This is a genomic window from Bradyrhizobium sp. WSM471 (genome assembly GCF_000244915.1).
Taxonomy (GTDB): Bacteria; Pseudomonadota; Alphaproteobacteria; order Rhizobiales; family Xanthobacteraceae; genus Bradyrhizobium.
In genome coordinates this window covers 3,188,942-3,215,408 of the sequence record NZ_CM001442.1, presented here as the reverse complement: position 1 = coordinate 3,215,408, position 26,467 = coordinate 3,188,942, and the positions used below count along the sequence as shown (strand labels likewise).

The following is a 26,467-nucleotide window of genomic DNA, read 5'->3' as shown; positions in this document are numbered from 1 at the left end:
CATGCTGAAGACCCTGATCGAAGCGTTCGCACTGATCTCCACCTGGGAGGTCATCATCGCGATGTTCGCAGCCTCGGTGTACGGGCTCGTGATCGGCTCTCTGCCGGGCCTGTCGGCGACGATGGCAACCGCCCTGCTCGTCCCCGTCACCTTCTATCTCTCGCCGATCGCAGCGATTGCCACCATCGTGGCGGCCTCCTCGATGGCGATCTTCTCCGGCGACATTCCCGGTGCGCTGCTGCGCATCCCGGGAACGCCCGCCTCCGCCGCCTATGCCGACGAGGCTTACGCGATGACCCGCAAGGGACAGGCCGAGCTGGCGCTCGGGGCCGGCGTCTGGTTCTCGGCCGTCGGCGGCATCGCCGGCGTGCTGTCGCTGATGATCCTGGCGCCGCCGCTGGCCGAGATCGCGCTGTCGTTCTCGACCTTCGAGTATTTCTGGCTGGCGTTGCTCGGCCTGATGTGCGCGACGCTGGTGGCACGCTCCTCGCCGGTGAAGGCGATCGCCGGCATGTTCCTCGGCCTGCTGGTCTCCTGCATCGGCATCGAAAATCCCGGCGGCGTGCCGCGCTTCACCTTCGGCCTCACCGATCTGTTCGGCGGCATCGAGCCGATCCCCGCGCTGGTCGGCGTGTTCGCGGTGGCGCAGGTGATGCGCGCGATGCTGACGCCCGAGCCGCCGCCGCTGCCGCGCCGCAAATTCGGAAGCATCATGGCCGGTCAGTGGAAGCTGACCAAGAAATACCATTGGCAGATGACGCGCGGAAACATCGTCGGCATCATCATCGGCGTGCTGCCCGGCGCCGGCGCCGACATGGCCGCCTGGGTCTCGTATGCGATGTCGAAGCGCTTCTCCAAGGAGCCGGAGAAATTCGGCACCGGCCATGTCGAGGGCCTGGTCGAGGCCGGCGCCAGCAACAATGCCAGCATCGCCTCGGGCTGGGTGCCATCATTGCTGTTCGGCATCCCCGGCGACACCATCGCCGCGATCGCGATCGGCGTGCTCTACATGAAGGGACTCAACCCCGGACCGACGCTGTTCACCGAGAAAGCGTCGAGCATGTACGCGATCTATCTGATGTTCATCATCGCGAACATTTTGATGATCCCGCTCGGCATCGCCATGATCCGGATTGCCGCCTACATCCTGCTGGCACCGCGCTCCGCCATCATGCCGATCATCATGCTGTGCTGCGCGGTCGGCTCGTTCGCGATCGGCAATAACATGTTCGGCGTCGTCACCGTCGCCGCCTTCGGCGTGATCGGCTATGTCATGGAAGCAAACGGCTATCCCGTCGCCGCAATGGTGCTCGGCATCGTCATGGGCACCATGGTCGAGCAGGCTTTTGTCACTTCGCTGATCAAGTCGGACGGCAGCATTTTGCCGTTTTTCGAGCGCCCCGTGGCCGCGATCCTCGCCGCCATGGCGATCGGGGCGCTGCTGTGGCCGGTGATGGTCTGGGCGTGGCGGAAGGTTAAACCGATACGGACGGGGGTGGCGGCGACATCCCGGTGATATCGGGCGAGCGGCCCTCGCCTGCCCCGCCGAGGGGGTAGAGCCGGCCCGGCTGATACTGGGACGGGCGGCTGCTCTGTGCTAACGTCTAGTCATGACCGAGGTCGCAGATATTCCACTCCAGACACTCATAGGGAAGCTCAGGGAGCTCGCTCCCGACCTGAGAGCTGCCGGAATCACGCGCCTTTTCTTGTTTGGATCGCGCGCACGAGGCGACGCCCGTCCCGACAGCGATCTGGACGTCCTGGTCGAGACGACCTTGCGTGAGGAAGTGCCACGGTTCGATTACTTCAAGGTCCTGCACTTGATCGAAGACCATCTTGGCCTTCAGGTCCAGATATCCATCCGGGACCTGCTGAAGCCGCGCATCGCCGAACGCATCGCAGATGATCTGATCGAGGTCTTCTGAATGCCGCCGACCGTGGAAGACCGACTGCGAGATATCCTGGAAGCGATCACCGACATCGAAAGTGTTGTGAAGGGCTCCACATTTGAGCAATTCGTCTCTGAAAAAACCGCTCGGCTGGCAATCGAACGTCTTCTCGAGATCATATGTGAGGCTTCGAGATCCATTCCAGACGACGTAAAGCGAGCCGAGCCAGGGATCGACTGGCGCAAAATGATCGATTTCGGAAATCTGCTGCGTCACGCCTACCATGTGACGAAAGCCGAGATCGTTTGGGACATTATCCAAATCCATCTTCCACCGCTGAAATCCTGTGCTGAGCGACACATTCGCGAGTCGGGTCGGTAGAGGCCGGACGCGAAGACAATCATGACCAGCAAATCCATCGACATCAAATCCCTCGCCCATGACCTCCGTGCCGGCAGCCGCGCGGCGCTCGCGCGGGCCATCACGCTGGTCGAGAGCCGGCGCAGCGACCATCAGGCGCTGGCGCGCGAGCTGGTGCAGATGCTCTTGCCTGACACCGGCAGAGCGGTCCGCGTCGGCATCACCGGCTCGCCCGGCGTCGGCAAATCCACCACCATCGACGCGCTCGGCACCCATCTCATCGAGCAAGGCCACAAGGTCGCGGTGCTCGCGGTCGATCCGTCCTCGGCGCGCAGCGGCGGCTCGATCCTCGGCGACAAGACGCGGATGGCCCGGCTCTCGGCCTCCGACGACGCCTTCATCCGCCCCTCGCCGTCCTCGGGCACGCTCGGCGGTGTAGCGGCGAAAACGCGCGAGGCGATGCTGCTCTGCGAAGCCGCCGGCTTCGACGTCGTGCTGGTCGAGACCGTCGGCATCGGCCAGTCCGAGACCGCAGTCTGCGACATGACCGATTTCTTCCTGGCCCTGATGCTGCCGGGCGGCGGCGACGAATTGCAGGGCATCAAGAAGGGCCTGGTCGAGCTCGCCGACATGATCGCGATCAACAAGGCCGACGGCGACAATCTCAAGCGCGCCAACATCACCGCCGCCGACTATCGCGGCGCGCTGCATATCCTGACGCCACGCTCCGAGCATTGGCATCCGCCGGTCGAGACCTATTCGGCCCTGACCGGCGACGGCATCGCGAAGATCTGGCAGAAGGTTCTCGATCACCGCAAGGCGATGAATGCATCCGGCGACTTCGCCGCACGGCGACGCGAGCAGCAGGTGAAATGGATGTGGTCGATGCTGGAGCAACGCATGCTGGCGCGGTTGCGCAGCGAGGCGTCGGTCCGCACCAAGGTCCGGAAGATCGAGACTGAGGTGGCCGACGGCCATCTCACGCCGGCGCTCGCCGCCGAAAAGATCCTGGAGTTGCTGCAATGAGCGACAAGCTCCGCATTCTCCTCACCGGCTTCGGCCCGTTCCCCGGCGCGCCCTACAATCCGACCCAGCCGCTGGTCGCCCGGCTGGCGCAATTGCGCCGTCCCGCGCTCGACGATACCGCGATCTCCAGCCACATCTTCCCGGTCACCTATGCCGCGGTGGACCGGCAATTGCCGGAGGTGCTCGCGAGAGAGAAGCCGGATGCGCTGTTGATGTTCGGCCTCGCCGCACGCACGCCCTATCTGCGCATCGAGAGCCGCGCGCGCAACGCCGTCACCATGCTGTGGCCCGATGCCGCCAACACCCGCTCGAGCAAGCGCGGCATCGCCGGCAGTGCGGACGCGATGATTTTCGGACCGCACACCGCCAGGCTGCTGCGCGCCGCGCGCCTCACCGGCATCGACGCGCGCGCCTCGCGGGATGCCGGCGCCTATCTCTGCAATTACCTGAGCTGGCGCGCGATCGAAAACGTCAGGGCCGGCGGGCCAAAGCTGGCCGCGTTCATCCATATTCCCCTGCTTGCGCGCAGTGGCGCCGTGCGCCGCAAGGGCGCGCCACGGATCACGTTCGAGGAACTGGTGGATGCGGGGGAAGCGATGCTGATGGAGATGGTGCAGTTGGCACGGAAGGCTCGGAACACGACTGCGTAAACATTTAACCCTACCGCGAACAATCCTCACGCGACCAGCCGCCCTGCGCTACCTAGCCGCTGCGGACCCCCGCGTCCGCCGGAGGACGCGTCATGGACCTCAATCGCCGCCATCTCATCGGAGCTTCGACCGCAGGCATCGCCGGCGCGCTCGCGATACCCGCCGACGCCGCGCGTGCGGCGCCTCTGACGTCGCTGCTCGGCCGCGATGCCACGCAATATGGCGTGCGACCCGGCAGCAGCGAGGATCAGACCCGCGCGCTGCAGCGTGCGATCGACGAGGCCGCGCGCGCGCGGATGCCATTGGCGCTGCCACCTGGCATCTACCGCACGGGACTGTTGCGGTTGCCAAATGGCGCGCAACTGATCGGCGTGCGCGGCGCGACAAAATTCGTCTTCACCGGCGGGGCGTCGGCGATCCAGAGCGACGGCTCCGATACAATCGGCCTCACTGGCATCACCTTCGATGGTGGCGGCATTCCGCTGCCGACGCGGCGCGGGCTGATCCACGTGCTCGGCGGGCGCGACGTCCGCATCACCGATTGCGAGATCACCGGGTCCGGCGGCAGCGGCGTCTGGCTCGAGCAGGTCTCCGGCGACATCTCGGGCAACATCTTTACCAACATCGCGGTGACGGCAGTGGTGTCGTTCGACGCCAGGGGTCTCAGCGTCTCCCACAACACCATCACCGGCACCAACGACAACGGCATCGAGATCCTGCGCACCGCTATCGGCGATGACGGCACGCTGGTCACTGATAACCGCATCGAGGACATCAAGGCCGGCCCCGGCGGCTCCGGCCAGTATGGCAACGCCATCAACGCGTTCCGCGCCGGCAATGTCATCGTGCGCGGCAATCGCATCAAGAACTGCGATTATTCCGCCGTGCGCGGCAACTCGGCCTCGAACATCCACATCACCGGCAACAGCGTCAGCGACGTGCGCGAGGTCGCGCTTTATTCGGAGTTCGCGTTTGAGGCCGCGGTGATCGCCAACAACATTGTGGACGGTGCCGCCGTCGGCGTCTCCGTCTGCAATTTCAACGAAGGCGGCCGCATCGCCGTGGTCCAGGGCAACATCATCCGGAATCTGATCCCGAAGCGGCCGATCGGCACCGCGCCGGATGACGATGCCGGCATCGGCATCTACGTCGAGGCGGATTCATCGGTCACCGGCAACGTGATCGAGAACGCGCCGTCCTATGGCATCGTCGCCGGCTGGGGCAAATATCTCCGCGACGTCGCGATCACGGGCAACGTGATCCGCAAGGCACTGGCCGGCGTCGGGGTGTCCGTCGTGCCCGGCGCCGGCACCGCGCTGGTCAACAACAACATGATCTCGGAAACCCCGCGCGGCGCCGTAGTCGGCCTCGATCACGCGCGCGCCGTGACGTCCGACCTGTCGGTGGACGGCGCCCAGCGGTTTGCGCAATTGGTGGTCGGCGGGAATGCGGTGCGGCGGTAGGCGTACGGTTGAAAGTCGGGCCGTTCATCCTTCGAGGCTCGCTCCCCGGTGCTCTGCACCGCGAAACTCGCACCTCAGGATGACGGGATATATCTTCAGGTTGTCACCTCCAACTTGACAACCAGAGCACCGTCGTCATCCTGAGGTGCGAGCCGTGCGGTGTGGAGCACCGCGCGGGGAGCCTCGAAGGATGATGTTGTGGGCATCTACGTCTACATGTTGCGCTGCGCTGATGGTTCTTTCTACATCGGAAGCGCTACCGGCGATGACACCTCCAGCCGGGTCGATCAGCACAATGCCGGTACCTATCCCGGCTATACCTTCTCGAGACGCCCCGTCGTCCTGGTGTGGTCGGAGTATTTTGACCGGATCACGGACGGCATTGCCGCTGAGCGGCAACTCAAGGGATGGAGCCGCGCCAAGAAGGAAGCGCTCATCAAGTCGGATTGGGATTCGGTGAGTCAGCTTGCACGGCGCCGCGCGGGAGAGCCCGGGAAGAAATAAGTCTTGGTGCGGCTGGCACACGGGCCGCTCATCCTTCGAGGCTCCCTAATCGGCGCGTTGCGCCGCTTAGCTCGCACCTCAGGACGACGGGTTAGAGATGGCGCAGCGTCCGTCTCAAGCATTCCGTTAGAATGCGTTCCGCAGCAGCGGGTACTTCGCTTCGAGGCCGTCGAGGTTGAAGGTGAACTCAACCAGACGCTCGGGGGCTGCGACAATTTCGGCTGCCGGCGGCGAGAACTGCGGCAGAAGCGCCGCCATCGCCGCCAGTGCCTTGGGCGCTGCCGTCGCGGCCGGCACCTTGGGCCCCGTCATCGCGACGGGCGCGGTGGGCGGCGCCATGGCAGCCGGCACTTGGAGCGGTGCCATCGCGGCAGGCGCGGCGACCCGCGCGGCCGGGGCTTCGGAGATTGCGGCGAGAACGCCCGGCTTGGGATCGAGCCTGACCGGCACGGCGGTCTCCGGGGCGATGTGCACGGCCTTCGGTTGCACGGTCTGCGCCTGCTGCTCACGCGGAAAGATGCGGGGCATTGTCGCCGGCGACCAGCCGAAGGCGGGCGACACGCTCGCGGCCGCCGCGGCGACGTCAGCGCCGGTGGCAAGCGCGCGCCAGGTCTGGACGGCGAGCTTGGCTTCCTGGATGTTTTCGAGAAATGCGATCTCGGAGTGATAGCGGCGCCAGCGCCCGGTCTCGAACATCTCGGAGAGATGCACCAGCCGCTGCTCGGCGAGAGCGCACCAGCGTGCCGCAATGTCGCGGCCAATAGCCACGTCGCGAATAGCCTCTTGGCGATGTGTCATAAATCAGCCCGTCAGGAGAAAATACGGACGCGACGCAACGCAAACGAATCAATTTAGACGCGACGTGAATATTTTGTGGAAAAGTTTTGACTTGTCCAGCAACGACGAGGTTTTCGTCGCCAAACTCCGTAGTCGTGCGGAGATTCAAGGGGTTTTGGAGTCAAGCTTCGCGCAAGCATAGCGCGCTTGCGGCGTGCGGCAGAGCGGCGGGGGATGAGCGAGCCACGATCTCTCGACCGGAAGCTGATCTCGCGCAGGGCTTCGAGGAATGGGACGTCCAAAAAGAAAAGACCCGTCCGGGGGGACAACCGGACGGGTCGAGCCATATGGGCGCTTGGGGTGGATGGGCGCTCGCGCCTGATATGACTTATGGGGAGGGATAACCGCTCCCACATAATTTGGTCGTGGCAGCGGGCCGAACGTTCAATGCGGCGTTTGATTTTTCGACCTTCGCGCCGCGCGCAAAGTTGTCGCAGCCGCTATCGCGTCGCCGGCTTATCCGCTTGAGAAATCGTGGCTTTATCCTCGGTGCTCGACAACGAAGGTTGCTCTAATGCGCGGATGCCAGGCTCGTCGCGACGCTTCTCGATATCTTCACGTTTTATTGTACCGGACGCGGCCGCGACCGGCGTCGCGCCAGCGGCAGGAACGGCCATCACCGCGGCAAACGCATCGGCCCCGCCATCGCCGAACAGATCATCACGGCCGGGTGAACCGAGGTCGCGCGCCGTCTTCGCAAGCGTCGTGCGCAGCGCTTCCGGCTTCAAGGCGTAGTTGCGCTCGAGCAGCAGCGCCGCGACGCCCGAGACATAGGCGGCCGAGAACGAGGTGCCCGACGTCATCTGGTACTTGCCGTCAGGCGCGGGCAGGAAGATATCGACGCCGGGGGCCGCGACCGCGATGTAGTTGCCGCGGTTGGAGGCGGTGAACAGCCTGTCCTGCTGGTCGGTCGCGCTGACCGCGATCACGTTGGGGTTGGCGGCCGGATAGAGCGGCGGGGACTTCGCGCCGGCATTGCCGGCGGCCGCGATCAGCACCAGGCCACGCGCGGCGGTCGCCGCGATGGCCCGCTCGATCACCGCATCTTTCGGACCGGCAAAACTCATGTTGACGATCTGCGCACCATGCTCGGCGGCATAGTTCAGCGAGCGCAGGATGATGTAGGACGAGCTCTCGGCCCCGCCGGTGGTGCCGCCAAAGGCGCGGATGGCGATGAGGCGCGCCTCGGGCGCGCTGCCCATCAGCTTGGCATGCGCCACGATGGCGCCGGCAATGCCGGTGCCATGAATGTGCGGGCCCTCGGCGCTGCCGAGCGCATCGAAATTGTCGGCGATGGAATTGGCAAGTTCCGGATGCTGGGCATCGATCCCGGAGTCGATCACGGCGACCGTCACATTAGCGCCATGCGCCAGCGTATGTGCCTGCGGCAGGCGGAGCTTGGCCAGCGCATATTGCGCGGGATCACCCTCGGTCGGCACCGACGATTTCTGGTCCTGGAGCAGGTAGCGGAAGTTCGGCTGGACCGAGCGCACGCTGCCGTCGGCCGCGAATTCGCGCCGCACCGTCGCGGAGGGCCGGCCGTCAGTGATGCGGAACAGTCCGAACGTTGCCCCGATCAGCGGAAAATTCTCGGAGGACACGCGGGTCAGGCCATGGCGGCGCGCAAGCTCGTCGGCCTGGGTCGACGACAGCCCGCCGTCGATCTCGGCAACGAATTCGCCGGCGAAGGTGCGCAAGTCCACGGCGACGGGCGTGTTGTTGCGGCGCCCCTTTCCGGCGGTCTTCTTGCCCGATTTGCCCGAGCCATCGCCGCCTGCGTTCTGCTGCGCCAGGCATTCGCCGGCCGCGTCGCGATCGGACGCGGTACAGGCGGGATAGAGGTTCGGGGAGTAACGCGCATAAGGCAGCACCGGCGTCGGTCCCATCCGCGCCGAAATCCTCGTCGTCACGACCGGGCCGGGACCGCGGCCGACGGCCACCGCTCTGGCGGCAACGCCCGGACTGACGCGTGCGGCGATGCCAGGAGAAATCGTCGGCATTCGGGAGGGGACGCTGATCGTCGGCGTGCGCATGATCGCCTGCGCCTGCGCAACCTCGACGCCGAGACAGGCGGCGAGCAAAAGCGCGGCTGCGACCGACGAAGCGCAGGCCCCGGCTCTTACTCCACTTTCAAACTTGCGCGTCATTGGTTTGGAAGCGCCCTACGGCGCTGCGACGGCGAGGTTGACGAACTTCTCGCGCTGCATCTTGCCGAGCAGCGAGGTGAGTTCGTCACGGCTCATCGCCTTGTCGAACTGGAGGCGGAACATGCCGCCCTTGGCATCACCGATGATCGAAGCCTGGTAGCCGTCGAGCAATGCGGTGATGTCGGCGACGCGCGCCTCGGGCGTGAAACGCACCAGCGCGCGCGCCGGCGGGACGGTGGTGCCGAGGTCGCGTGTGAGCGGAGCGCTGGTCGAGAGCGAAGCAGTCTGGAAGGTCGCAGTCTGGGTCTTCGTCAACACGGCGCCGATGATTCCGGCTTGCAGCACGAGCGCCATGGCGCCAAGGCTCGCCGACCAGGCCAGCGTGCGCGGCGACAGGCTCGCAAAGAAGGTGGCGATACGCGCCGACAGCGGCAGCGAACCGGCCGCTCGCGCAGGCTCAGCGTCGATCGCGGCGAACAGCTTCTGCATCGCACGCGCCGACGGAGCACCCAGGCTCTCGTTCAGATGGATGGTCTCTTCATACTCGCCGCGGATCGCGGCATATTGCTTCGCGAGCTCCGGATCGCGCGCCAGCGCCTCGTCGACGCGGCGCGCATCGCGCGGGTTCAGCGTGCCGGCGGCGTGCCACGGCAGCAGCAGTTCAATTTCACCGGGCTCTTGCTCCAGCATCTTCTTGCTCAAAGCCATCATGGCCAGCCTCGCTCAATGCCGGCTGCCTTCAGCAGTTCGGCCAATTTCTTGCGCGCATAGAACAAGCGCGTCTTCACAGTGTTCTCCGGGATGCCAACAATTTCGGCCACTTCTTCCACGGATTTCTCGTGGTAGTAGACGAGATCGACGATTTCCCGATGGTCCGGCGAGAGGCCCGTCAGACACTCCCGCAACGCTTCACTGGTATCCTTCTTCTGCACCGCCGTTTCCGGATTGTCGGACGTATCCTCGATCGCGTTCGCGGCGTCGTCGTCCAACTCAAAATCCTTCCTGCGCCGAAGCGCAGACAGGGCCTTGAATCGGGTAATGGCCAGCAGCCAGGTGGAAACGGCGGATCGGCCCTCGAACTTGCCGGCTTGACGCCAGACGTCGAGAAATACCTCGCTGATGAGGTCTTCCGCCGCCTGCTCGTCCCGCACGAGCCGGAGGCCGAACCGATACACCCTGACATGGTGCCGCCCGTACAGCACCTGCATGGCGAGCCGGTCGCCTTGAGCGATCCTGGCGATCAGGATCTCGTCCGAAGCCGCTTGTGTCACGCTCAAAGGCCGTCTCGCAAGATTGGTCGGGTCGATGCGGCAGACGGTTCGACGGGAGAGGTAAAATTGTTCAGCCTACCGCAGTCATACGGGAGGCTGTGTGATCTACCCCACATACGCGAAATTTCCTGTTGCCACCCGCGGCTGGGCGCCTCGCTCAAGAACGGTAACATAGTAATGAAGCACTTTCCTGCGCAATGCTGTCCCGGCATGGACGGCCCGACGTGCATGGAACCTTAGCAGCCTAGCACGACATATGTCTTCCGAAGCCCTGCTTTGGCTCGACCGCGTCGCACACGATGCCTAATCGCCGGCAAATCCTTGAGCGGTCGGCGTCCCCGCGCTGGCGCGCTGCACAGCGTGGATTCGGTTTCGAAGGATACCAAACCTAAAGGCTTGCGACGTAGATTTTTGAGCTGACATCCACGATTGGCGGGACCATGAGCACGGCTGCGACGTCCTTTCCCGAGAGGAATGCCGCTGAGGCCGCGGATCTCGCCCTGACGACCGCGGCAGCGGCACCCGAAGTCCTGGCGCGCCGGATCCGGCAGCGGCGCCAGATGTATGTCGGCCAGGTGGCGAGCTACTCGCTCGGCGCCTCCGTCCTGCTGCTCTACGCTTATGACGGCGTCATCTCCATGGGCGTACCGTCACTGTTCTGGCTCGGCGGCCTTCTGATCATCGGAACCTTCACCGTGCTGTCGGAAGCGGGCTTCGGCGACCGGTTCGAAGATCACTACCTCACCGTCTTCCAGATCTCGGCGCATATGACGCTGCAGCTGCTGTTCCTGCTCGCGGTACCGACAGTCGGAGTTGCGTTCCTTGCCGTGCTGTTTCTGATCTTCGCCTTCGGCACGCTTCGCATGACCTCGAGTCAGGCGATGCTCACCTGGGGCCTTGCCACTTGCGGGCTCGCCTTGGTCTTCCTCGCCTCGGACTTGCCGATCGGACTGCCGGTTACGACCCAGCTGCAACGGGCGGCATCGATGCTGTGCTTCGTGCTGGTGATCGGCCAGTGCGCCTTCCTCGGCCTGTTCGGCGCCACGCTGCGCAAGATCCTGTACCGGCGCAGCATCGAGCTGAAGGCCGCCTATCAGCGCATCGAGGAGCTGGCGGAGCTCGACGAGCTCACCGGCTCCTACAACCGCCGCTGCATCATGCGGCTTCTCGACGCCGAGATCGAAAAATCGCGGCAGACGTCGACGCCTTGCGCGATCGCACTGATCGACCTCGACTGGTTCAAGCGCATCAACGATGCCCACGGCCATCCCGTCGGCGACGAGGTGCTGCGCACCTTCGCGATCACCATTTTCGCCAACATCCGCCCGGCTGACTGCTTCGGCCGCTACGGCGGCGAGGAATTCTTGCTGCTGCTGCCGGGGATGGACGGCGATGCGGCGTCGCGCATGCTCGATCGGCTGCGCGGCATCGTCGCCGATCTGGACTGGAGCGCATTCTCCCCGGGCATGCGCGTGACCATTTCCGCGGGCGTCGTGACGCTGCGCGACAACGATACTGCCGACACGTTTCTCGTGCGCGCCGACAGCGCGCTCTATTCCGCCAAGGCACAAGGGCGCAACCGCATTGCAACCAGCTGACCAATCCATTTTCTCCCGGTGCGACAGAAGCCGCTGCCGGGCCGAACGCTCCAGGATAGGGCAATGAGATCCAAATCCGCAAAATCATCCGAGAATCTGCTCGAGGAATTACAAACTGCGCTCTCGCACGGCACCGTTGCGCACCGGGTCGAGACGCTGCGCCGGGTCACAGATCTCTTCGTGGGCAATGCGGTGGATTATTCCGACGACCACGTTCGTGTGTTCGACGACGTGTTCCAATGCCTGATCGAGCAGATCGAGACGTCCGCCAGGGCGCTGCTCGCCGAACGCCTCGCACCGATCGCGGCTGCGCCGCCGAAGATCATCCGCACGCTCGCGCTCGACGAGGTGATCGAGGTTTCCGGCCCGGTGCTGTCGAAATCCGAACGGCTGGACGAGGCGACCCTGATCGAGATTGCGCGCACCAGGGGCCAGGCCCATCTCAAGGCGATCTCGCTGCGGCGGGTGCTGTCGGAAGCGCTGAGCGACGTGCTGGTGACCCGCGGCGACGAGGACGTGGTGCAATCGACCGTCAGCAATCCGGGCGCGCAACTGTCGGAGGGAAGTCTCGCCGACCTCGTGACCCGCGCCGAACGTGACGACGACCTCGCCAGCTGCATCGGCCTGCGGGCCGACCTGCCCCGCCATCATTATTTGAAGCTGGTCGCGAAGGCCTCCTTGACCGTGCGCAGGAAGCTGGAGGCCGCGCATCCGGAGCTCGCGGACGACGTGTCCAGCGTGGTCCAGGAAGCGGCCCAACGAATCCGCGCCGCCAGCATGACCAGGCAGACCGAGAGGGCGCGCGCGCTGGTGAAGTCGCTGCACGAGGACGGCCGCCTCACCGAGCTCCAGGTCGCCACTTTCGCGGAGCAGGGCAAGTTCGACGAAACCAATGCAGGGCTCGCGGCGCTTGCGGGCGTCGCAGTCGAGACCGCCGAGACCATGATGATCGAAAGCCGGGTCGAGGGCGTGATGATCCTCGCCAAGGTCGCGGCCATGCAATGGTCGAGCGTCCGCGCCATCATCGCCCTGCGCGAGAAGCTCTCAGGCGGCTCGCAGACCGACATGCTGACGCTACGCGACGCTTACGAGGCGCTGCGTAGCTCGACCGCGCAGCAGGTGCTGCGCTTCCACCGCATGCAGCAGGGTGCGACGCCGGCGGCGTGAAGCCGGCGTAGCTAGTAGCGCAGGACCCTCGCCCCCACCGCCGCTCCGATCGCAGTCACCAACGCGGTCGCCAGCGTGTACCAGGTCGCGACGAACAGCGGCGAGTCGTCGGTGCAGTGTGAGGCGTACAGCGTCGCGGCGAGCCCGGCCGACACCAGGCCGGCGAGCGCACCGGCGAGTGCGGGATGGGACGGCGCGCCGTGACGCAGGCCGAACAGCGCGCCCGCAAGCAGCGGCAGCGACATCGCCGGGATTGCGAACAGGCACACCCTGGAATTCTTGCCCATCAATCGCATCGTCATCGGCATGGCCGGCGCCATCATCGCCTCGCTGCCGATCGCCACTGCGAGCAGCCCGACGGGCAGCAGCAGCAGCCAGCCCCAGCCGCGCATCAGGGCTTCGGGCCGCGATAGATGCAGGCTGACGATGATCGCCGGGATCGCGAGCGACAGCGTGACCGCGAACTTCATGTCGAAGAACGGGTTGTGCATCGCGCTCATCACGTCGTGACGCACACCAAGGAAGGTGGCGAAGATCAGGATCGACAGGGGCGCGGCGACCAGCAGCGCCATGGTCAGCACCGCGCCGACGCGCGGCGCACGATGGGCGTTGTCGGCCGCGAGCGAGCGAATGAGTTGATCGGTATCCATGACTACTGGTCCCGCAGTTTGGCAGTCAGTGCCGCAAGTCCGCGATGCAGCGCGACCCGTACCGCGCCCTCGCTCATCGAATATTTCACCGCCGTGTCCTTGATCGAGGTGCTGTCGACCGCGATCGACTGCAACACGTCGCGCTGGCGCTGCGGCAGCGTATTGAGCTGGCTGGCGACCTCGCCGGCCGAAACTGTCTCCTGCGGCATCTCGCCCGGCAGGGTCTCGGCGAAATCGTCGATATTAACGAAGATCCGCCTCCCCCGTCGCCGCAGCATGTCGATCAGCTTGTTGCGGCCGATCGCAAACAGCCACGGGGCGAAGGGGGCTTCGCTATCCCAAGTGTGCCGCTTCAGATGCACCGCCAACAGAATCTCCTGCACGATATCCTCGGCCTGGTCGGGAGGCTGCCCGGCCCGCGCCAGGCCGCGCCTCGCGGCAGCGCGCAGCACAGGCGTGACCGCCTTCAACAGGCGATGATACGCTGCGTCATCGCCTGCCATGGCCGACCGCATCAGGCCGGTCCACTCGTCCTCACGTCCGCGCACGCGCGCCCCTCACCATGCAATTCGGCCGTTCCTTCAGTTTGTTACGCCGGCGGCAGCATGATCACGAATTCGTGATCATGCTTGGCCACGCAACCGATACGGCCGTCAGGATCTGCGACGGCTCATAACACCGATCGGTCCCGTACGCACCCGCGGCCGGCCGCAACGGCAACGGATTGCCGCGCTTTTGCCCGGTGTGGCCCGAAGATTCCCATTTTCTGCCCCGCTGTCGTCACGCCCCAGGGTCTCTGTTCGGTCCGGGACGGGCGGACTTGGGGAGATGTCAACATGATGAAAGCCAGCGGGCGCGCGGCCCTGATTCTCCTGGCCGGGTTTTTGGTGCTGTTCGGGGGCGTTGCACAGGCGGCGCCGAGTTCAGCCGCTAGCAGCAAGTCGGACAATGCGGGCAAACAGGCGGACGAGGTCAAGCCGAGCAAGCAGCGGCGTCACACGTCGCGCCACCGCGACAGCACCAAAACGGCCCAGAAATCCGACGGCAAGGCGGACAAGAAGGACGCCGCGGCCGATGAGGCGAAGGCCGACAATCGTGACGCGCCGGCCTCGAGCCAGATACCGCCGGAAGTCGCCAACGCCAATGCGCAGCTCGCCGCCGATACGCCGACGGCGGCTGCCGCCTCCGCAATGACGGGCCGCGCCAACGACAACGTCCAGGCCGCGGCCGATAATACCGCCGCCCCGAACGCCGAAAGCCAGGTCGTCGCACCCGATCAGCTCAACGACATCGACCGCGCCGTGCAACAGGACAACGCGCCGGCGCAGAAGACGGTGATCGCTGCAACCGACGCGCAGCCACGTCCGGCACCGGTGATGGCAAGCAGCCAGCAGAGCTCAGCCTGGGACCAGAGCTCCCTGATCGGAAAAATCTTCATCGGCGTCGGCACGCTGCTGACGCTGGCCTCCGCCGCGCGCATGTTCATGGCGTGACTTTGGCTTGATTTCGGCCTGATCGCCGGTTCGCGGGACCTCGTCCGGAACGCGCATCTCCCCGCGTGTTCCGGCCGTTCTTGCTCCGATGGCTTTTGGCGCCTCTTGAAGCCCACCGCGTCAGCGGGCACATTGCCTGCTCAACCAAAAGCGTGGGTGGAGCATGAGCACGTTCGAACACATCATCGTCGAAAGCAAAGGCGCGGTCGGCATCATCAAGCTGAACCGGCCGAAGCTGCTCAACGCACTCTCCTTCGGCGTCTTCCGCGAGATCGCCGCGGCCGTCGACGATCTCGAAGCCGATGACGCCATCGGCTGCATCGTCGTGACCGGCAGCGAGAAGGCCTTTGCCGCCGGCGCCGACATCAAGGAGATGCAGCCGAAAGGCTTCATCGACATGTTCTCGGAGGATTTTGCCGCGATCGGCGGCGATCGGGTCGCGCGCTGCCGCAAGCCGACGATCGCTGCGGTCGCGGGCTATGCGCTGGGCGGCGGCTGCGAGCTCGCGATGATGTGCGACTTTATCATCGCCGCCGACACCGCCAAATTTGGCCAACCCGAAATCACGCTCGGCACCATCCCCGGCATCGGCGGTACCCAGCGCCTGACCCGCGCGATCGGCAAGTCCAAGGCGATGGACCTTTGCCTCACCGGCCGCATGATGGATGCAGCCGAAGCCGAGCGCAGCGGCCTCGTCAGCCGCATCGTGCCGGCCGACAAGCTGATGGACGAGGTGATGGCCGCGGCCGAGAAGATCGCCGCGATGTCGCGGCCCGCGGTCGCGATGGCCAAGGAAGCGGTCAACCGCGCCTTCGAGACCACGCTCGCCGAGGGCATGAGCGTCGAGCGCAACCTGTTCCACTCGACCTTCGCGCTGGAGGACCGCTCCGAGGGCATGGCGGCGTTCATCGAGAAGCGGAAGCCGGTGAACAAGAACCGGTAAGGAGGCGAGCGGTCAGGCTGGTGTAAGACTCTGCCCTTCCCGCAGAATCCCTGTGATGTAGCTGCAACAAGCACGGAATACATGGGGGTTTCCCCCGCGGCAGTTTGCCTGCGAGACCTCGGCTGGTTAAACAGTTAAGAGAGCCGCCGTCGGCGGGGGCGGACAGCCGGGATTTGCGGATTACATGATTGGGCGTGCCGCCAGAGCTGGTCGCGTGATGACGCGACGTCGATCGGGCGTGGCTCCTGTGCTCGCGACATGGACCACGCTGGCGCTCTGTTGCGCCCTGTCCTCCGTCGCACGGGCGGAAGCGCTGCCGGAGGCGCTCGCCAAGGCCTATCAGACCAATCCGCAGCTCAATGCCGAGCGCGCGCGGCAGCGCGCCACCGACGAGAACGTGCCGCAGGCGCTCGCCGGCTACCGGCCACAGATCGTGGCAAGTCTCAGCGCCGGGCTGCAATCGGTGCGCAATCTGCTGCCCGACAACACCATCCAGACCGCCAATCTGAAGCCGTGGATCATCGGCGTCACCGTGTCGCAGACCCTGTTCAACGGTTTCCGCACCGCCAACAACGTGCGCGCCGCCGAACTCCAGGTACAGTCGGGCCGCGAGGCGCTGCGCAACGTCGGCCAGGGCGTGCTGCTCGACGCGGTCACCGCCTACACCAATGTGCTCGCCAACCAGTCGCTGGTCGAGGCGCAGCGCTCCAACGTCGCCTTCCTGCGCGAAACGCTTTCGGTCACCCAGCGGCGCCTCAACGCCGGCGACGTCACGCCGACCGACAGCGCCCAGGCCGAGGCGCGGCTCAACCGCGGGCTTTCCGATCTCAACGCCGCTGAAGTCGCGCTGGCGGTGAGCCAGGCGATCTACGCGCAAGTGATCGGCAATGCGCCGTCGCAGCTTCGGGTCGCCGAAGTCGTCGACCGCTATCTGCCGAAGAGCCGCGAAGACGCGCTGACGATGGCGATCCGCCAGCACCCGGCGGTGATGGCGGCGGGCTTCGACGTCGATGTCGCCTCCACCAACATCCGCGTCGCCGAAGGCGCGCTGCTGCCGAGCGCCACCGTGCAGGGCAGCGCCAGCAAGAGCCGCAACAACGACCCGACGCTGGGGACCTTCGCCGAAGATCAGGCCTCGATCGTCGCCAATGTCACCGTGCCGATCTACGACGGCGGCCAGGCCGCCGCACAGACCCGGCAGGCCAAGGAAATCACGGCGCAGAGCCGGCTCGTGCTCGACCAGGTGCGCAATCAGGCGCGCACCGCGGCGGTCAGCGCCTGGGTTGCCAATGAAGGCGCCAAGATCGCGGTCTCGGCCTCGGAGTCCGAAGTGAAGGCGGCGACCGTCGCGCTCCAGGGCGTGCAGCGCGAGGCGGCCGGCGGACAGCGCACAACGGTGGATGTGCTGAACTCGCAGGCCGATTTGATCCAGGCCAAGGCCCGCCTGATCGGCGCCAATCGCGACCGCGTCATCGCCTCCTACACGCTGCTCAGCGCCGTCGGCCATCTCGACGTCAAGACCTTGAGCCTGAACACGCCGGACTATCTGCCCGAGGTGCACTACCATCAGGTCCGCGACGCCTGGCACGGTCTGCGCACGCCGTCCGGGCAGTAGTTTCCGCAACGCCTTTGGGCTCTCCACCGCCCAGGCGCGCCACCCTCCTTTAACATTTTGTAGCCCATGGGCTACATTTGCACCTCATGATCGAGGTGAGGCAAACCGAGCATTTTTCGGAGTGGCTGACCCGCCTCAAGGACGCCAGCGCGGTTGCCCGGATCACGGCCCGCGTTCGCCGCATGGAGATGGGCAATCCCGGCGACAGCAAGAGCGTCGGTCGCAACGTCCGGGAAATGCGCATCGACCACGGACCGGCTATCGGATCTACTATGTGCAGCGCGGAACGCAGATTGTGATCCTGCTGTGTGGCGGGGACAAGAGCACGCAGCGACAGGACATCAAGCTAGCCCAGCAACTGGCGGAGACAATGTGATGCCAAAGGCAGCGAAAACGACCGTCAAGGCGGCATCCAGGACGACGCGCTTCGACGCCGCCGACTATCTCAACACAGAAGAACGTCAGGCCGCCTATATTGCGGCCGCATTGGAGACCGGCGATGCTGATTTCGTGCGCGACGCACTCGGCCTTGTCGCTCGTGCGCGCGGCATGAGCGCGATCGCGAAGAAAGCCGGCTTGAACCGCGAAAGCCTGTACAAGGCGCTCGGAGAGACCGGGAATCCTGAGTTTGGCACGGTCATGCGCATTGTCGGAGCGTTAGGCCTGACATTGTCCGCCCAACCCGCGACAAGCGGGCGAATGTCGAAGCGCCGCCGAGCGGCTTGAGGCAGCACGCCGCCCACCCGCGAAATCGGTTCGGGCAGTCGCTGGACGTGAACATGAAAAGCCGCCGCATCCATCTGATGGGAGCTTCGGGCTCCGGCGTGACGACCATCGGCCGCGCGCTCGCGAGCCGGCTGGCGTTGCCGCATCACGACAGTGATGATTATTTTTGGCTGCCGACCGCGCCGCCCTACCAGACGACACGCCCTGCCGCCGAACGTTTGCGGCTGATGCGCGAGATGTTTCTGCCGCGGCTCGATTGGGTGCTGAGCGGAACCGTCACCGGCTGGGGCGACGAGCTCGTCCCATTCTTCGATCTCGTCGTCTTTGTGAGGACGCCGCGCGAGCTTCGCTTGCAGCGCCTGCGTGGCCGCGAGGCTGCGCATTTCGGAGCGGATGCCGTCGCACAGGGCGGCTGGCGTCATGAGGAGGCGGAGTCGTTCGTCGACTGGGCCTCGCACTACGAAGCCGGCGATCGCGACGGCCGCAGTCTCGCAAAAGATGAGGCGTGGCTCGCGAAGCTGCCCTGCCCGATCGTGCGCGTCGACGGCTCACGCCCTCTTGTGGGCCTCGTCGAGCAGCTATGCAGCGAAGCGCAGCGGCTGCCGGGCTGATGTGATACTGTCGCGACGCCACTGCCAAATAACAAAACAGGGAGAGAAACCATGCTCAGCCGACGCAGCGTCCTGCTTGCCTCCCTTGCCGCCGGAGTTGCCATGTCCAACAAAGCCCACGCACGTGCCGCGCAGCCCGCCACGCCGGTCAATTTCGACGTCCCTGCCCATGCCTGCGACTGTCACACCCACATCCATGGCGATGTCGAGAAGTTTCCGTTTTTTGCCGGCCGCGTCTACACGCCGGAGCCGGCGAGCCCCGAAGAAATGGCCGCGTTGCACAAGGCACTGCATATCGAGCGCGTGGTGATCGTGACACCGAGTGTCTACGGCACCGATAATTCCTCGACGCTGTTCGGCATGAAGGCGCGTGGCGCGGCCGCGCGCGGGGTCGCCGTGATCGACGACAAAACGACCGACGCCCAGCTCGACACGATGCAAACAGACGGCTTTCGCGGTGTCCGCCTCAATCTCGCGACCGGCGGCGTCAACGACCCCAATGTCGGCCGGCCGCGCTTCACCGCCGCAGTCGAGCGCATGAAGGCGCGCGGCTGGCACGTGCAGCTCTACACCACGCTTCCCATGATCTCCGCGATCAAGGACCTCGTCGAGACGGCGCCGGTCCCCGTCGTATTCGACCATTTCGGCGGCCTCGAGGCCTCGCTTGGGCTGGAGCAGCCGGGATTTGCCGACCTGGTCGCGCTGGTGAAATCCGGCAAGGCCTATGTTAAGATTTCCGGCGCCTATCGCTCCTCGAAGCTGGCGCCCGACTATCAGGACATGGCGCCCTATGCGCGCGCACTGATCGCGGCGAATGCGGACCGCATCGTCTGGGGGACTGATTGGCCGCATCCGGATTCGAGCCGTGTCGAGGGACGCAAAGCCACCGACATCGCGCCGCTTTACCAGATCGACGACGGCCGCCTGCTCAACCAGCTTCCGGTGTGGGCGCCGGATGCGGATGTACGCAAGAAGATCCTGGTCGATAACCCGGCGCAACTCTACGGGTTTTGACGTCAGCGTGCGCGGCGGGAGAAGAAGGAGATCAGCACCGGCAGCGTCACCAGGATCACGACCGGCGCCAGCATCATGCCAGTCACCACGACCACCGCGAGGGGCTTCTGCACCTGCGAGCCGATGCCTTCCGACAGCGCGGCCGGCAACAGGCCGATGCCGGCGACGACGCAGGTCATCAGCACCGGCCGAAGCTGCAATTCGCCGGTGCGTATCACCGCGCTCATGCGGTCCATGCCCTCTTCGATGAGCTGGTTGAACTGCGACAGGATGATGATGCCGTCCATCACGGCGATACCGAACAGCGCGATGAAGCCGATCGCCGCCGAGACACTGAAGGCGGTGCCGGTGATCAAGAGACCGAGCACGCCGCCGAAGATCGCCATCGGGATCACGCTCATGGCGAGCAGCGTGTCGGTCATCGAGCCGAAATTGAACCAGAGCAGGACGCCGATCAGCGCGAGCGAGATCGGCACCACGATCGACAATCGCCGGATCGCGTCCTGGAGATTGCCGAATTCGCCGACCCAGTCCATGTGCGCGCCGGGCGGCAGCTGCACTTGATCGGCGATCTTCTGCTGCGCCTCGCGGATGGCGCTGCCGAGGTCGCGTTCACGTACCGAGAACTTGATCGGGAGATAGCGCTCCTGCTGCTCGCGATAAATGTAGGCGGCACCCGAGACCAGGCTGATGGTGGCGACCTCGCTCAGGGGGATCTGCGTGACGGTGCCGTTCGGTCCGGGCGCGCCGATCCGCAAATTCTGGATCGCCTCTGCGCTCCTGCGGAATTCCGGCGCAAGACGAACGATGATCGGGAAGTGGCGGTCGCTTCCGGCCTCGTAGATGTCGCCGGCGGTGTCGCCGCCGATCGCGACCTTGATGGTAGCGTTGATGTCGCCCGGCGCAAGGCCATAGCGCGCGGCCTTGGCACGGTTGATGTCGATCTGGATGGTCGGCTGCCCCAGTGAGGTGAACACGGCAAGGTCGGTGACGCCCTGCACGGTTGCCAGCACCGACTTGATCTTGTTGGCGGTGTCGGTCAGCGCCTGGAGATCGCTGCCGAACAGCTTGATCGAGTTCTCGCCCTTCACGCCGGAGACGGCTTCGGAGACGTTGTCCTGGAGATATTGCGAGAAGTTGAACTCGACGCCGGGGAAGCGATCGTCGAGCTGCTTGAGCAGCTGCGCGGTCAGCTCTTCCTTGTCGCGGGTGCCGGGCCATTGGCTCGCGGGCTTGAGCGGCGCGAAGAACTCGGCGTTGAAGAAGCCGGCGGCGTCGGTGCCGTCATCGGGGCGGCCGTGCTGCGACACCACGGATTCCACTTCAGGCCGCGCGCGGATCACCTTGCGCATCTCGTTGACGTAGGAGTTGCCTTCCTGGAGCGAGATGGTCGGCGGCAGCGTGGCGCGGATCCAGAGATTGCCCTCCTCCAGCTTCGGCAGGAATTCGAGGCCAAGCAACCGGCTGAGCGCAACCGTCATCAGCACGAGGCCGAACGCGCCACCGAGCATGATGCCGCGGTTGGCGACCGCCCAATGCAGCACCGGCATGTAGATCCGATGCAGGATCAGCATCACCCTGGTCTCGGTCTCCCTGACGTGCGCGGGCAGGATGATCGAGGACAGCGCCGGAGTGACGGTGAAGGTCGCAAGCAGACCGCCGGCCAGCGCGTAGGCATAGGTGCGCGCCATCGGCCCGAAGATGTTGCCCTCGACGCCGGAGAGCGTGAACAGCGGCAGGAAGGCCGCGATGATGATCGCCGCGGCGAAGAAGATCGAACGTGAGACATCGGCCGCCGCGCTGAGGATGGCGTGGCTTTTCATGCCGAACAGCGTCTCGGACGACATCTGTTCGGATTCCGACATCGGCGTCGTCTGGGTCAGGCGCCGGAAGATTGCCTCGACCATGATGACGGTGGCATCGACGATCAGGCCGAAATCGATCGCGCCGACCGACAGCAGGTTCGCCGATTCCCCACGCAGCACCAGGATGATCACCGCGAAGAACAGCGCGAACGGAATGGTGGCGCCGACGATCAGCGCGCTGCGGAGATCGCCGAGGAAGATCCACTGCAGCAGCACGATCAGCAGAATGCCGATCACCATGTTGTGCAGCACGGTGTGGGTCGTGAGGTCGATCAGGTCGCCACGGTCGTAGATGCGCTCGATACGCACGCCGGGCGGCAGGATGCTGGAGTCGTTGATGGTTTGAACGAGCTGGTGCACGCGCTTGATGGTCGGCGAGCTCTGCTCGCCACGACGCATCAGGACGATGCCTTGCACGATGTCGTCGGCCTCGTCGAGGCCGGCAATGCCGAGACGTGGCTTCTGGCCGACGGTGACGGTGGCGACGTCCTTGACCAGCACCGGATTGCCGTTGGTCTGCGAGACCATGGTGTTGGCGAGGTCGTCGATCGAGCGGATCAGGCCGACGCCGCGCACCACGGCCGATTGCTGACCGATATTGACGGTGTTGCCGCCGACATTGACGTTGGAATTGCCGACCGCCTGAAGCAATTGCGGCAGCGTCAGGCCGTTGGCGACCAGCTTGTTGAAGTCGACCTGGAGCTCGTAGGTCTTGCTCTTGCCGCCCCACCCGGTGACGTCGATTACGCCGGGCACGGCACGGAAGCGCCGCTGGAGAATCCAGTCCTGGATGGTCTTGAGGTCGAGCACGCTGTAATTCGGCGGGCCGACGAGACGGTAGCGGAAGATTTCGCCAATTGGACTGAGCGGCGAGATCTGCGGCTGCACGTTGCCGGGCAGTGGCGCGAGCTGCGCCAGGCGGTTCAAGACCTGCTGCAACGCCTCGTCATAGGTGTAAGCGAAGGAGAACTGCAGTTTGACGTCGGAGAGGCCGTAGAGCGAGATGGTGCGAATGGTCGTGAGGTTCTTCAGACCTGCGACCTGGGTCTCGATCGGAATCGTGATGTAGCGCTCGATCTCCTCCGCCGACAGGCCCGGACTCTGCGTCACGATGTCGACCATCGGCGGGGTCGGATCGGGATAAGCCTCGATGTTGAGCTGGTTGAACGCGATCAGGCCGCCGATGAGCACGGCGACGAACATCCCGACCATCAGGAAGCGCCGGTTGACGGCAAGGGCGACGAGGCGATCCATTCAGGTCTTCAGCTTGTCTTTTTCCGGCCCGTCGATCAGCTGCCGGACGCCGCGCGGTCGATGAACAGGCTGCCTTTGGTGACCACCTGCTCGCCGGGCTTGAGATTGCTGGTGACCTCGACGAGGTTGCCATTGATGAGACCGATCTTGATCTCGCGCAGCTCGACCGACTTGTCGTCGCGTGCGACCCAAAGTCGGACCTTGTCGGCTTCGTAGATCAAGGCCTGCTTCGGTACCGCCGGCGCGGCGCGGTCGCCGGACGAATAGATTGTGACGTTGGCGAACATCTCCGGCTTCAGCAGACCGTCCTTGTTGTCGATGGTGGCGCGGACCAGCAGGCGACGGGTGTTCGGATCGATCGCGGCGGCGACGTAGTTGACCTTGGCGGTCAAGGGACGGCCCGGCAGCGCCATCACGTTGACGGTGATGTCCTGCCCGACGCACACGGCAGCCGCATCGCTCTCGCGCACGAAGGCGGTGAGCCAGACCGAGGAGAGGTCGCCGACCACGAAGACCGGATCGCTGGCGCCGGAATTGACGTACTGGCCGGGGCCGATCTTACGCTGCACGACCGTGCCCGCGATCGGCGAATAGATCGTGACTTCCGGGTTGATGACGCCCTTGTCCTGGAACGCCTTGATGGTCTGATCCGTGAAGCCGAGGATACGCAGCTTGTTGCGCGCGGCTTCCAGCGCCGTCGCCGAGGAGCGCATGTCGTTCTGCGCCTGAACCTGGGTCGCTTCCGCCTGCTGATAGTCCTTCAGGGGGATGGCATGGCCCTCGTAGAGGTCCTTGGCACGCTTGAACTGGATATCGGCAAGATCGATCGCCGACTTCGCCTTATTCTGCGAGCTCATCGCTGCAATGAAATCGTTCTGGGCCTGCACGGTGTCGGCGGCCTCGATTGTGAACAGCGGTTGGCCTTGCTTCAGCACCTCGCCGGGCTTGGCGAGCAGCTTGGTCACTCGCCCCGCATAGGGCGAAAACACCGGCGTCGAACGGTCCTCGTCGACTGCGACCTTGCCCTCGGTGACATACTCGGCACGGAAGGTCTTGGCCTTGACCGGCTCGATCGTCAGCGTCGCCCATTCCGACGGCGTCGGCGTGAAGTTCTGCGCATTTCTGCGCGACTGGCTGGAGATCTCGGAGTGGCTCTTCTCCTTGGCTCCCGCATGGAGGAAGCCGTAGGCCCCGGCACCGGCAAGAGCTAGTAAAACTACGGATGTAATCACCCGTTGTTTTGTAAGCACCTGCAATCGCTTGGTATTTTCGACTACCATGAGGCCCGGTCATGTCTGCGATGATATTGGCGGATGCCGGCGTCATCGGTCGCGCTAATAGTGCCGAATTGTGATTTCAAACAACCTAAAAAACGCGGGGCGCCTTTCGGTTTGCGTTAAAAATTTGCGACACGTCAGCTTCACGTCAGCTTGTCACGGGCCACTCTGCCGGATGACTGCCGAGCGGCATCGCCGGACGGCTCCATTGCGCCGGCGTCTTCGACAGCAGTGCTGAATGGCGCACCGCCTTCAACGTGCCGAAGCCAGATGGCATGCTCTCGATGAATGCAGCATGTACGGCCTCGCCCGTAATGTCCGGGGTGTTCAGGCCATTTTCGAGCCGTCCGAGATTCCACAGCCAGCGCCCGGTCTGCGCCAGCGACACGCGCACGTGCCAGCTGCCGCCTTCGCGGGCCTGGCAGGCCTTGGCCATCATCGCGCCGAACGCCATCAGATAGCCGGTGGCGTGGTCGAGCATCTGCGCCGGCAATTCCTTTGGCCCATCGATGCCAGCAGCCTGTCCCTCGGCATGGTTGAAGCCGGTCGTGGTCTGCACCAGCGAATCGAAGCCGCGCCGTTCCGCCCAGGGACCGGCATGGCCATAGGCCGACAACGTCACGTAGACGATGCCGGGATTGATTGTCGCCGCGTCCTCCGGCGTAAAGCCGAGAGCGGCGAGCGCGCGCGGGCGATAGCCTTGCGAGAAGATGTCGGCGTCCTTCAACAGCGCGCGCATCTGCGCTCTGCCGGCCTCACTCTTCAACTCGATGAAGGTGGTGAGCTTGCCGCGGCCGGTGTCGACGGTCAGCCACGGAATGGCCGGCAGCGCGGGGCCTGACACGAGCAGCACATCGGCGCCGTGCGCAGCGAGCGTGCGGCCGGCGACGGGGCCCGCGATGACGCGAGAGAGATCGAGCACGCGCAGGCCCGCGAGCGGGCGATCGCCTTTTGGCGGTCGTTGCGGCCACGGCTTTGGCGGGGCCTCGCCGATCTTCTCGATCGAGACCAGCGGCAATTCGGCGAGCGCGCGGGCCTGCGGCAGCGCCGACCATTCGTCGTAGGAGCGCATCAAGGCAACGACGCCGCCCGCGGCGTAAGCCGCAGTCTCGAAATCCTCGCCCTTCCATTGCATCAATACGGCCTGCACCTTCTCGCGTGCGGGTTCGCAGCCGAGGACCTTGCAGACGGCGTCGCGATGATGTGGAAAATTGGTGTGGCAGCGGACGAAGCGGTTGTCGCCGGTTCTGTAGACGCCGGCGATGGCGTCCCAGGCGGGCGGCGGCGGCTTGTCGTCGACGCGCAAGTAGCGCTCGGAGCGGCATTCGGCGACGGCATGGCGCAGGTCGACGCTAACGTCCTGCGCCTCGCCGCTGCGCAATCTCCAGATTTCGGCGGCGGCAAGGCCGGCGGCGGCGATCGTCGTCTGGCCGGCAATTGCGACGCGGAACGAAGACGGGATTTGCGGCTCCTCGCCCGTCAGCCGCACGCGTGCAAGCGCGGCGGCGTCACCGCCGGCGGCGGTCCAGATGCCACTGAGAATTTCGGCGGGGCTTTGCATGACCCTTCTCTCCCTTTAGTTTGCGACCATCGCATTAGCACACAAGGACATGCAATGGCCGCCATCGACCCCCTCACCGCAGGCGCCGTGTTCATCGCAACGGCGGCCACCGACGCGGTCTATGTCATGTTCACCTCGGCCGTGATCGCGCGCAAGCGCGTGCCCGCGGCGAACTGGAGCGCGGTCTGGTACATGCTCTCCTCCTATGCGGTGATCAGCTACACCGAAAACGCCTTCTATGTGGCCTTCGCGGCGATCGGCTCCTGGGCCGGCGCCTACGTCTCGCTGACATTCCTGCACCGCCCGCCCGGCGGCCCACCGGTGGGGGCGGCACCGGAATGAGGGCCGTCGATGTGAGCGGCGCGATCGACCACATGCTCAGTGTCGTCCTGGCGAAAGCCAGGACCCATTGTCCCGGTCGATTGTTGTTGCGATATGCCCTGGCCACAGCATCGCGTAACGACTGCGGCCTGTGGTAATGGATCCTGGCTTTCGCCAGGACGACATTGGGGAGACACTGCGCTTCACTCGTCCCAACGGTGCGCA

At 65.1% G+C, this 26,467-nt stretch carries 25 protein-coding genes and 1 pseudogene; 17 read left to right on the top strand and 9 right to left on the bottom strand.

The window, feature by feature from the left end:
- Position 1 precedes the first annotated feature (1 nt).
- The 7 genes from BRA471DRAFT_RS13930 to BRA471DRAFT_RS13900 all read left to right on the top strand — a co-directional run bounded on the left by BRA471DRAFT_RS13930 (position 2) and on the right by BRA471DRAFT_RS13900 (position 5,892).
- Complete coding sequence (locus BRA471DRAFT_RS13930; protein WP_007608176.1) at positions 2-1,516, top strand: tripartite tricarboxylate transporter permease; 1,515 nt, start codon at positions 2-4, stop codon at positions 1,514-1,516.
- Between the two features lie 94 nt (positions 1,517-1,610).
- Positions 1,611-1,925, top strand: coding sequence for a nucleotidyltransferase family protein (locus BRA471DRAFT_RS13925; RefSeq protein WP_007608175.1), 315 nt, complete (start codon positions 1,611-1,613; stop codon positions 1,923-1,925).
- A complete protein-coding gene (locus tag BRA471DRAFT_RS13920; RefSeq protein WP_007608174.1) occupies positions 1,926-2,270 on the top strand; it encodes a DUF86 domain-containing protein in 345 nt (114 codons plus the stop codon). It begins immediately after the preceding gene.
- A gap of 21 nt (positions 2,271-2,291) precedes the next feature.
- Complete coding sequence (gene meaB, locus BRA471DRAFT_RS13915) at positions 2,292-3,275, top strand: methylmalonyl Co-A mutase-associated GTPase MeaB (protein ID WP_007608171.1); 984 nt, start codon at positions 2,292-2,294, stop codon at positions 3,273-3,275.
- Entirely contained in the window at positions 3,272-3,925 is a 654-nt protein-coding gene (locus BRA471DRAFT_RS13910) for a pyroglutamyl-peptidase I (protein WP_007608170.1), read from the top strand. The genes meaB and BRA471DRAFT_RS13910 overlap by 4 nt, the downstream gene beginning before the upstream one ends.
- A 92-nt stretch (positions 3,926-4,017) precedes the next feature.
- A complete protein-coding gene (locus BRA471DRAFT_RS13905) occupies positions 4,018-5,388 on the top strand; it encodes a TIGR03808 family TAT-translocated repetitive protein (RefSeq protein ID WP_007608169.1) in 1,371 nt (456 codons plus the stop codon).
- Between the two features lie 198 nt (positions 5,389-5,586).
- Entirely contained in the window at positions 5,587-5,892 is a 306-nt protein-coding gene (locus BRA471DRAFT_RS13900) for a GIY-YIG nuclease family protein (protein WP_007608168.1), read from the top strand.
- A 126-nt stretch (positions 5,893-6,018) separates the two neighbouring features.
- Here the strand turns inward: BRA471DRAFT_RS13900 and BRA471DRAFT_RS13895 are convergent, their stop codons facing one another.
- The 4 genes from BRA471DRAFT_RS13895 to BRA471DRAFT_RS13880 form a co-directional block, all read right to left on the bottom strand.
- A complete protein-coding gene (locus BRA471DRAFT_RS13895; RefSeq protein WP_007608167.1) occupies positions 6,019-6,660 on the bottom strand; it encodes a TIGR03809 family protein in 642 nt (213 codons plus the stop codon).
- 509 nt (positions 6,661-7,169) lie between these two features.
- Positions 7,170-8,876 carry a S8 family serine peptidase gene (locus BRA471DRAFT_RS13890; RefSeq protein ID WP_007608165.1) on the bottom strand — a complete coding sequence of 569 codons (1,707 nt, stop codon included), beginning with the start codon at positions 8,874-8,876 and terminating at the stop codon, positions 7,170-7,172.
- Between the two features lie 15 nt (positions 8,877-8,891).
- A complete protein-coding gene (locus BRA471DRAFT_RS13885; RefSeq protein WP_007608162.1) occupies positions 8,892-9,587 on the bottom strand; it encodes a hypothetical protein in 696 nt (231 codons plus the stop codon).
- Positions 9,584-10,153 carry a sigma-70 family RNA polymerase sigma factor gene (locus tag BRA471DRAFT_RS13880; protein ID WP_007593582.1) on the bottom strand — a complete coding sequence of 190 codons (570 nt, stop codon included), beginning with the start codon at positions 10,151-10,153 and terminating at the stop codon, positions 9,584-9,586. The genes BRA471DRAFT_RS13885 and BRA471DRAFT_RS13880 overlap by 4 nt, the downstream gene beginning before the upstream one ends.
- Positions 10,154-10,587: 434 nt before the next feature.
- Between BRA471DRAFT_RS13880 and BRA471DRAFT_RS13875 the strand changes: the two genes are divergently transcribed.
- Both BRA471DRAFT_RS13875 and BRA471DRAFT_RS13870 read left to right on the top strand, forming a co-directional pair.
- Positions 10,588-11,745, top strand: coding sequence for a GGDEF domain-containing protein (locus tag BRA471DRAFT_RS13875; RefSeq protein ID WP_007608160.1), 1,158 nt, complete (start codon positions 10,588-10,590; stop codon positions 11,743-11,745).
- Between the two features lie 63 nt (positions 11,746-11,808).
- A complete protein-coding gene (locus tag BRA471DRAFT_RS13870) occupies positions 11,809-12,912 on the top strand; it encodes a DUF2336 domain-containing protein (RefSeq protein WP_007608159.1) in 1,104 nt (367 codons plus the stop codon).
- Positions 12,913-12,923: 11 nt separating this feature from the next.
- Here BRA471DRAFT_RS13870 and BRA471DRAFT_RS13865 read toward each other — a convergent pair whose 3' ends face one another.
- Both BRA471DRAFT_RS13865 and BRA471DRAFT_RS13860 read right to left on the bottom strand, forming a co-directional pair.
- Positions 12,924-13,562, bottom strand: a complete 639-nt coding sequence (locus tag BRA471DRAFT_RS13865; RefSeq protein WP_007608157.1) for an NrsF family protein — start codon at positions 13,560-13,562, stop codon at positions 12,924-12,926.
- A gap of 2 nt (positions 13,563-13,564) precedes the next feature.
- Positions 13,565-14,110, bottom strand: a complete 546-nt coding sequence (locus tag BRA471DRAFT_RS13860) for a sigma-70 family RNA polymerase sigma factor (RefSeq protein ID WP_007608155.1) — start codon at positions 14,108-14,110, stop codon at positions 13,565-13,567.
- A 288-nt stretch (positions 14,111-14,398) separates the two neighbouring features.
- On the opposite strand from BRA471DRAFT_RS13860, the gene BRA471DRAFT_RS13855 reads away from it, so the two are divergent.
- The 7 genes and pseudogenes from BRA471DRAFT_RS13855 (at position 14,399) to BRA471DRAFT_RS13825 (ending at position 19,964) form a co-directional block, all read left to right on the top strand.
- Positions 14,399-15,055 carry a hypothetical protein gene (locus BRA471DRAFT_RS13855; RefSeq protein ID WP_007608151.1) on the top strand — a complete coding sequence of 219 codons (657 nt, stop codon included), beginning with the start codon at positions 14,399-14,401 and terminating at the stop codon, positions 15,053-15,055.
- A gap of 163 nt (positions 15,056-15,218) precedes the next feature.
- On the top strand, positions 15,219-15,998 hold the full coding sequence (locus BRA471DRAFT_RS13850; protein WP_007608148.1) for an enoyl-CoA hydratase: 780 nt from the start codon (positions 15,219-15,221) through the stop codon (positions 15,996-15,998).
- A gap of 217 nt (positions 15,999-16,215) precedes the next feature.
- Positions 16,216-17,613, top strand: a complete 1,398-nt coding sequence (locus BRA471DRAFT_RS13845; protein WP_007608147.1) for a TolC family outer membrane protein — start codon at positions 16,216-16,218, stop codon at positions 17,611-17,613.
- Between the two features lie 86 nt (positions 17,614-17,699).
- Positions 17,700-17,989: pseudogene (locus BRA471DRAFT_RS39730) on the top strand (type II toxin-antitoxin system RelE/ParE family toxin).
- Positions 17,989-18,339 (top strand): addiction module antidote protein, encoded by a 351-nt coding sequence (locus tag BRA471DRAFT_RS13835; protein ID WP_007608139.1) that lies wholly within the window; start codon positions 17,989-17,991, stop codon positions 18,337-18,339. The pseudogene BRA471DRAFT_RS39730 and the gene BRA471DRAFT_RS13835 overlap by 1 nt, the downstream one beginning before the upstream one ends.
- A gap of 53 nt (positions 18,340-18,392) precedes the next feature.
- Positions 18,393-18,950, top strand: a complete 558-nt coding sequence (locus BRA471DRAFT_RS13830) for a hypothetical protein (protein WP_007608132.1) — start codon at positions 18,393-18,395, stop codon at positions 18,948-18,950.
- Between the two features lie 51 nt (positions 18,951-19,001).
- The gene (locus tag BRA471DRAFT_RS13825) at positions 19,002-19,964 is read left to right on the top strand and encodes an amidohydrolase family protein (protein WP_007608130.1); all 963 of its coding nucleotides are present in this window, start codon (positions 19,002-19,004) and stop codon (positions 19,962-19,964) included.
- Positions 19,965-19,966: 2 nt separating this feature from the next.
- Here the strand turns inward: BRA471DRAFT_RS13825 and BRA471DRAFT_RS13820 are convergent, their stop codons facing one another.
- The 3 genes from BRA471DRAFT_RS13820 to BRA471DRAFT_RS13810 all read right to left on the bottom strand — a co-directional run bounded on the left by BRA471DRAFT_RS13820 (position 19,967) and on the right by BRA471DRAFT_RS13810 (position 25,921).
- A complete protein-coding gene (locus tag BRA471DRAFT_RS13820) occupies positions 19,967-23,083 on the bottom strand; it encodes an efflux RND transporter permease subunit (RefSeq protein WP_007608129.1) in 3,117 nt (1,038 codons plus the stop codon).
- Positions 23,084-23,118: 35 nt separating this feature from the next.
- The gene (locus tag BRA471DRAFT_RS13815; protein WP_007608128.1) at positions 23,119-24,363 is read right to left on the bottom strand and encodes an efflux RND transporter periplasmic adaptor subunit; all 1,245 of its coding nucleotides are present in this window, start codon (positions 24,361-24,363) and stop codon (positions 23,119-23,121) included.
- A 145-nt stretch (positions 24,364-24,508) separates the two neighbouring features.
- On the bottom strand, positions 24,509-25,921 hold the full coding sequence (locus tag BRA471DRAFT_RS13810) for a CoA transferase (protein ID WP_007608126.1): 1,413 nt from the start codon (positions 25,919-25,921) through the stop codon (positions 24,509-24,511).
- 54 nt (positions 25,922-25,975) lie between these two features.
- Here BRA471DRAFT_RS13810 and BRA471DRAFT_RS13805 point away from each other — a divergent pair, with 54 nt between their 5' ends.
- Entirely contained in the window at positions 25,976-26,263 is a 288-nt protein-coding gene (locus BRA471DRAFT_RS13805) for a hypothetical protein (RefSeq protein WP_007593600.1), read from the top strand.
- The last annotated feature ends 204 nt before the right edge of the window (positions 26,264-26,467 follow it).

Bases quoted from the DNA above. Each gene is read 5' to 3' on its own strand.
- BRA471DRAFT_RS13930 (WP_007608176.1), top strand. From the start codon at position 2: ATGCTGAAGACCCTGATCGAAGCGTTCGCACTGATCTCCACCTGGGAG.
- BRA471DRAFT_RS13925 (WP_007608175.1), top strand. From the start codon at position 1,611: ATGACCGAGGTCGCAGATATTCCACTCCAGACACTCATAGGGAAGCTC.
- BRA471DRAFT_RS13920 (WP_007608174.1), top strand. From the start codon at position 1,926: ATGCCGCCGACCGTGGAAGACCGACTGCGAGATATCCTGGAAGCGATC.
- meaB (WP_007608171.1), top strand. From the start codon at position 2,292: ATGACCAGCAAATCCATCGACATCAAATCCCTCGCCCATGACCTCCGT.
- BRA471DRAFT_RS13910 (WP_007608170.1), top strand. From the start codon at position 3,272: ATGAGCGACAAGCTCCGCATTCTCCTCACCGGCTTCGGCCCGTTCCCC.
- BRA471DRAFT_RS13905 (WP_007608169.1), top strand. From the start codon at position 4,018: ATGGACCTCAATCGCCGCCATCTCATCGGAGCTTCGACCGCAGGCATC.
- BRA471DRAFT_RS13890 (WP_007608165.1), bottom strand. From the start codon at position 8,876: ATGACGCGCAAGTTTGAAAGTGGAGTAAGAGCCGGGGCCTGCGCTTCG.
- BRA471DRAFT_RS13885 (WP_007608162.1), bottom strand. From the start codon at position 9,587: ATGATGGCTTTGAGCAAGAAGATGCTGGAGCAAGAGCCCGGTGAAATT.
- BRA471DRAFT_RS13875 (WP_007608160.1), top strand. From the start codon at position 10,588: ATGAGCACGGCTGCGACGTCCTTTCCCGAGAGGAATGCCGCTGAGGCC.
- BRA471DRAFT_RS13870 (WP_007608159.1), top strand. From the start codon at position 11,809: ATGAGATCCAAATCCGCAAAATCATCCGAGAATCTGCTCGAGGAATTA.
- BRA471DRAFT_RS13865 (WP_007608157.1), bottom strand. From the start codon at position 13,562: ATGGATACCGATCAACTCATTCGCTCGCTCGCGGCCGACAACGCCCAT.
- BRA471DRAFT_RS13855 (WP_007608151.1), top strand. From the start codon at position 14,399: ATGATGAAAGCCAGCGGGCGCGCGGCCCTGATTCTCCTGGCCGGGTTT.
- BRA471DRAFT_RS13850 (WP_007608148.1), top strand. From the start codon at position 15,219: ATGAGCACGTTCGAACACATCATCGTCGAAAGCAAAGGCGCGGTCGGC.
- BRA471DRAFT_RS13845 (WP_007608147.1), top strand. From the start codon at position 16,216: ATGACGCGACGTCGATCGGGCGTGGCTCCTGTGCTCGCGACATGGACC.
- BRA471DRAFT_RS13835 (WP_007608139.1), top strand. From the start codon at position 17,989: ATGCCAAAGGCAGCGAAAACGACCGTCAAGGCGGCATCCAGGACGACG.
- BRA471DRAFT_RS13830 (WP_007608132.1), top strand. From the start codon at position 18,393: ATGAAAAGCCGCCGCATCCATCTGATGGGAGCTTCGGGCTCCGGCGTG.
- BRA471DRAFT_RS13825 (WP_007608130.1), top strand. From the start codon at position 19,002: ATGCTCAGCCGACGCAGCGTCCTGCTTGCCTCCCTTGCCGCCGGAGTT.
- BRA471DRAFT_RS13820 (WP_007608129.1), bottom strand. From the start codon at position 23,083: ATGGATCGCCTCGTCGCCCTTGCCGTCAACCGGCGCTTCCTGATGGTC.
- BRA471DRAFT_RS13815 (WP_007608128.1), bottom strand. From the start codon at position 24,363: ATGGTAGTCGAAAATACCAAGCGATTGCAGGTGCTTACAAAACAACGG.
- BRA471DRAFT_RS13810 (WP_007608126.1), bottom strand. From the start codon at position 25,921: ATGCAAAGCCCCGCCGAAATTCTCAGTGGCATCTGGACCGCCGCCGGC.
- BRA471DRAFT_RS13805 (WP_007593600.1), top strand. From the start codon at position 25,976: ATGGCCGCCATCGACCCCCTCACCGCAGGCGCCGTGTTCATCGCAACG.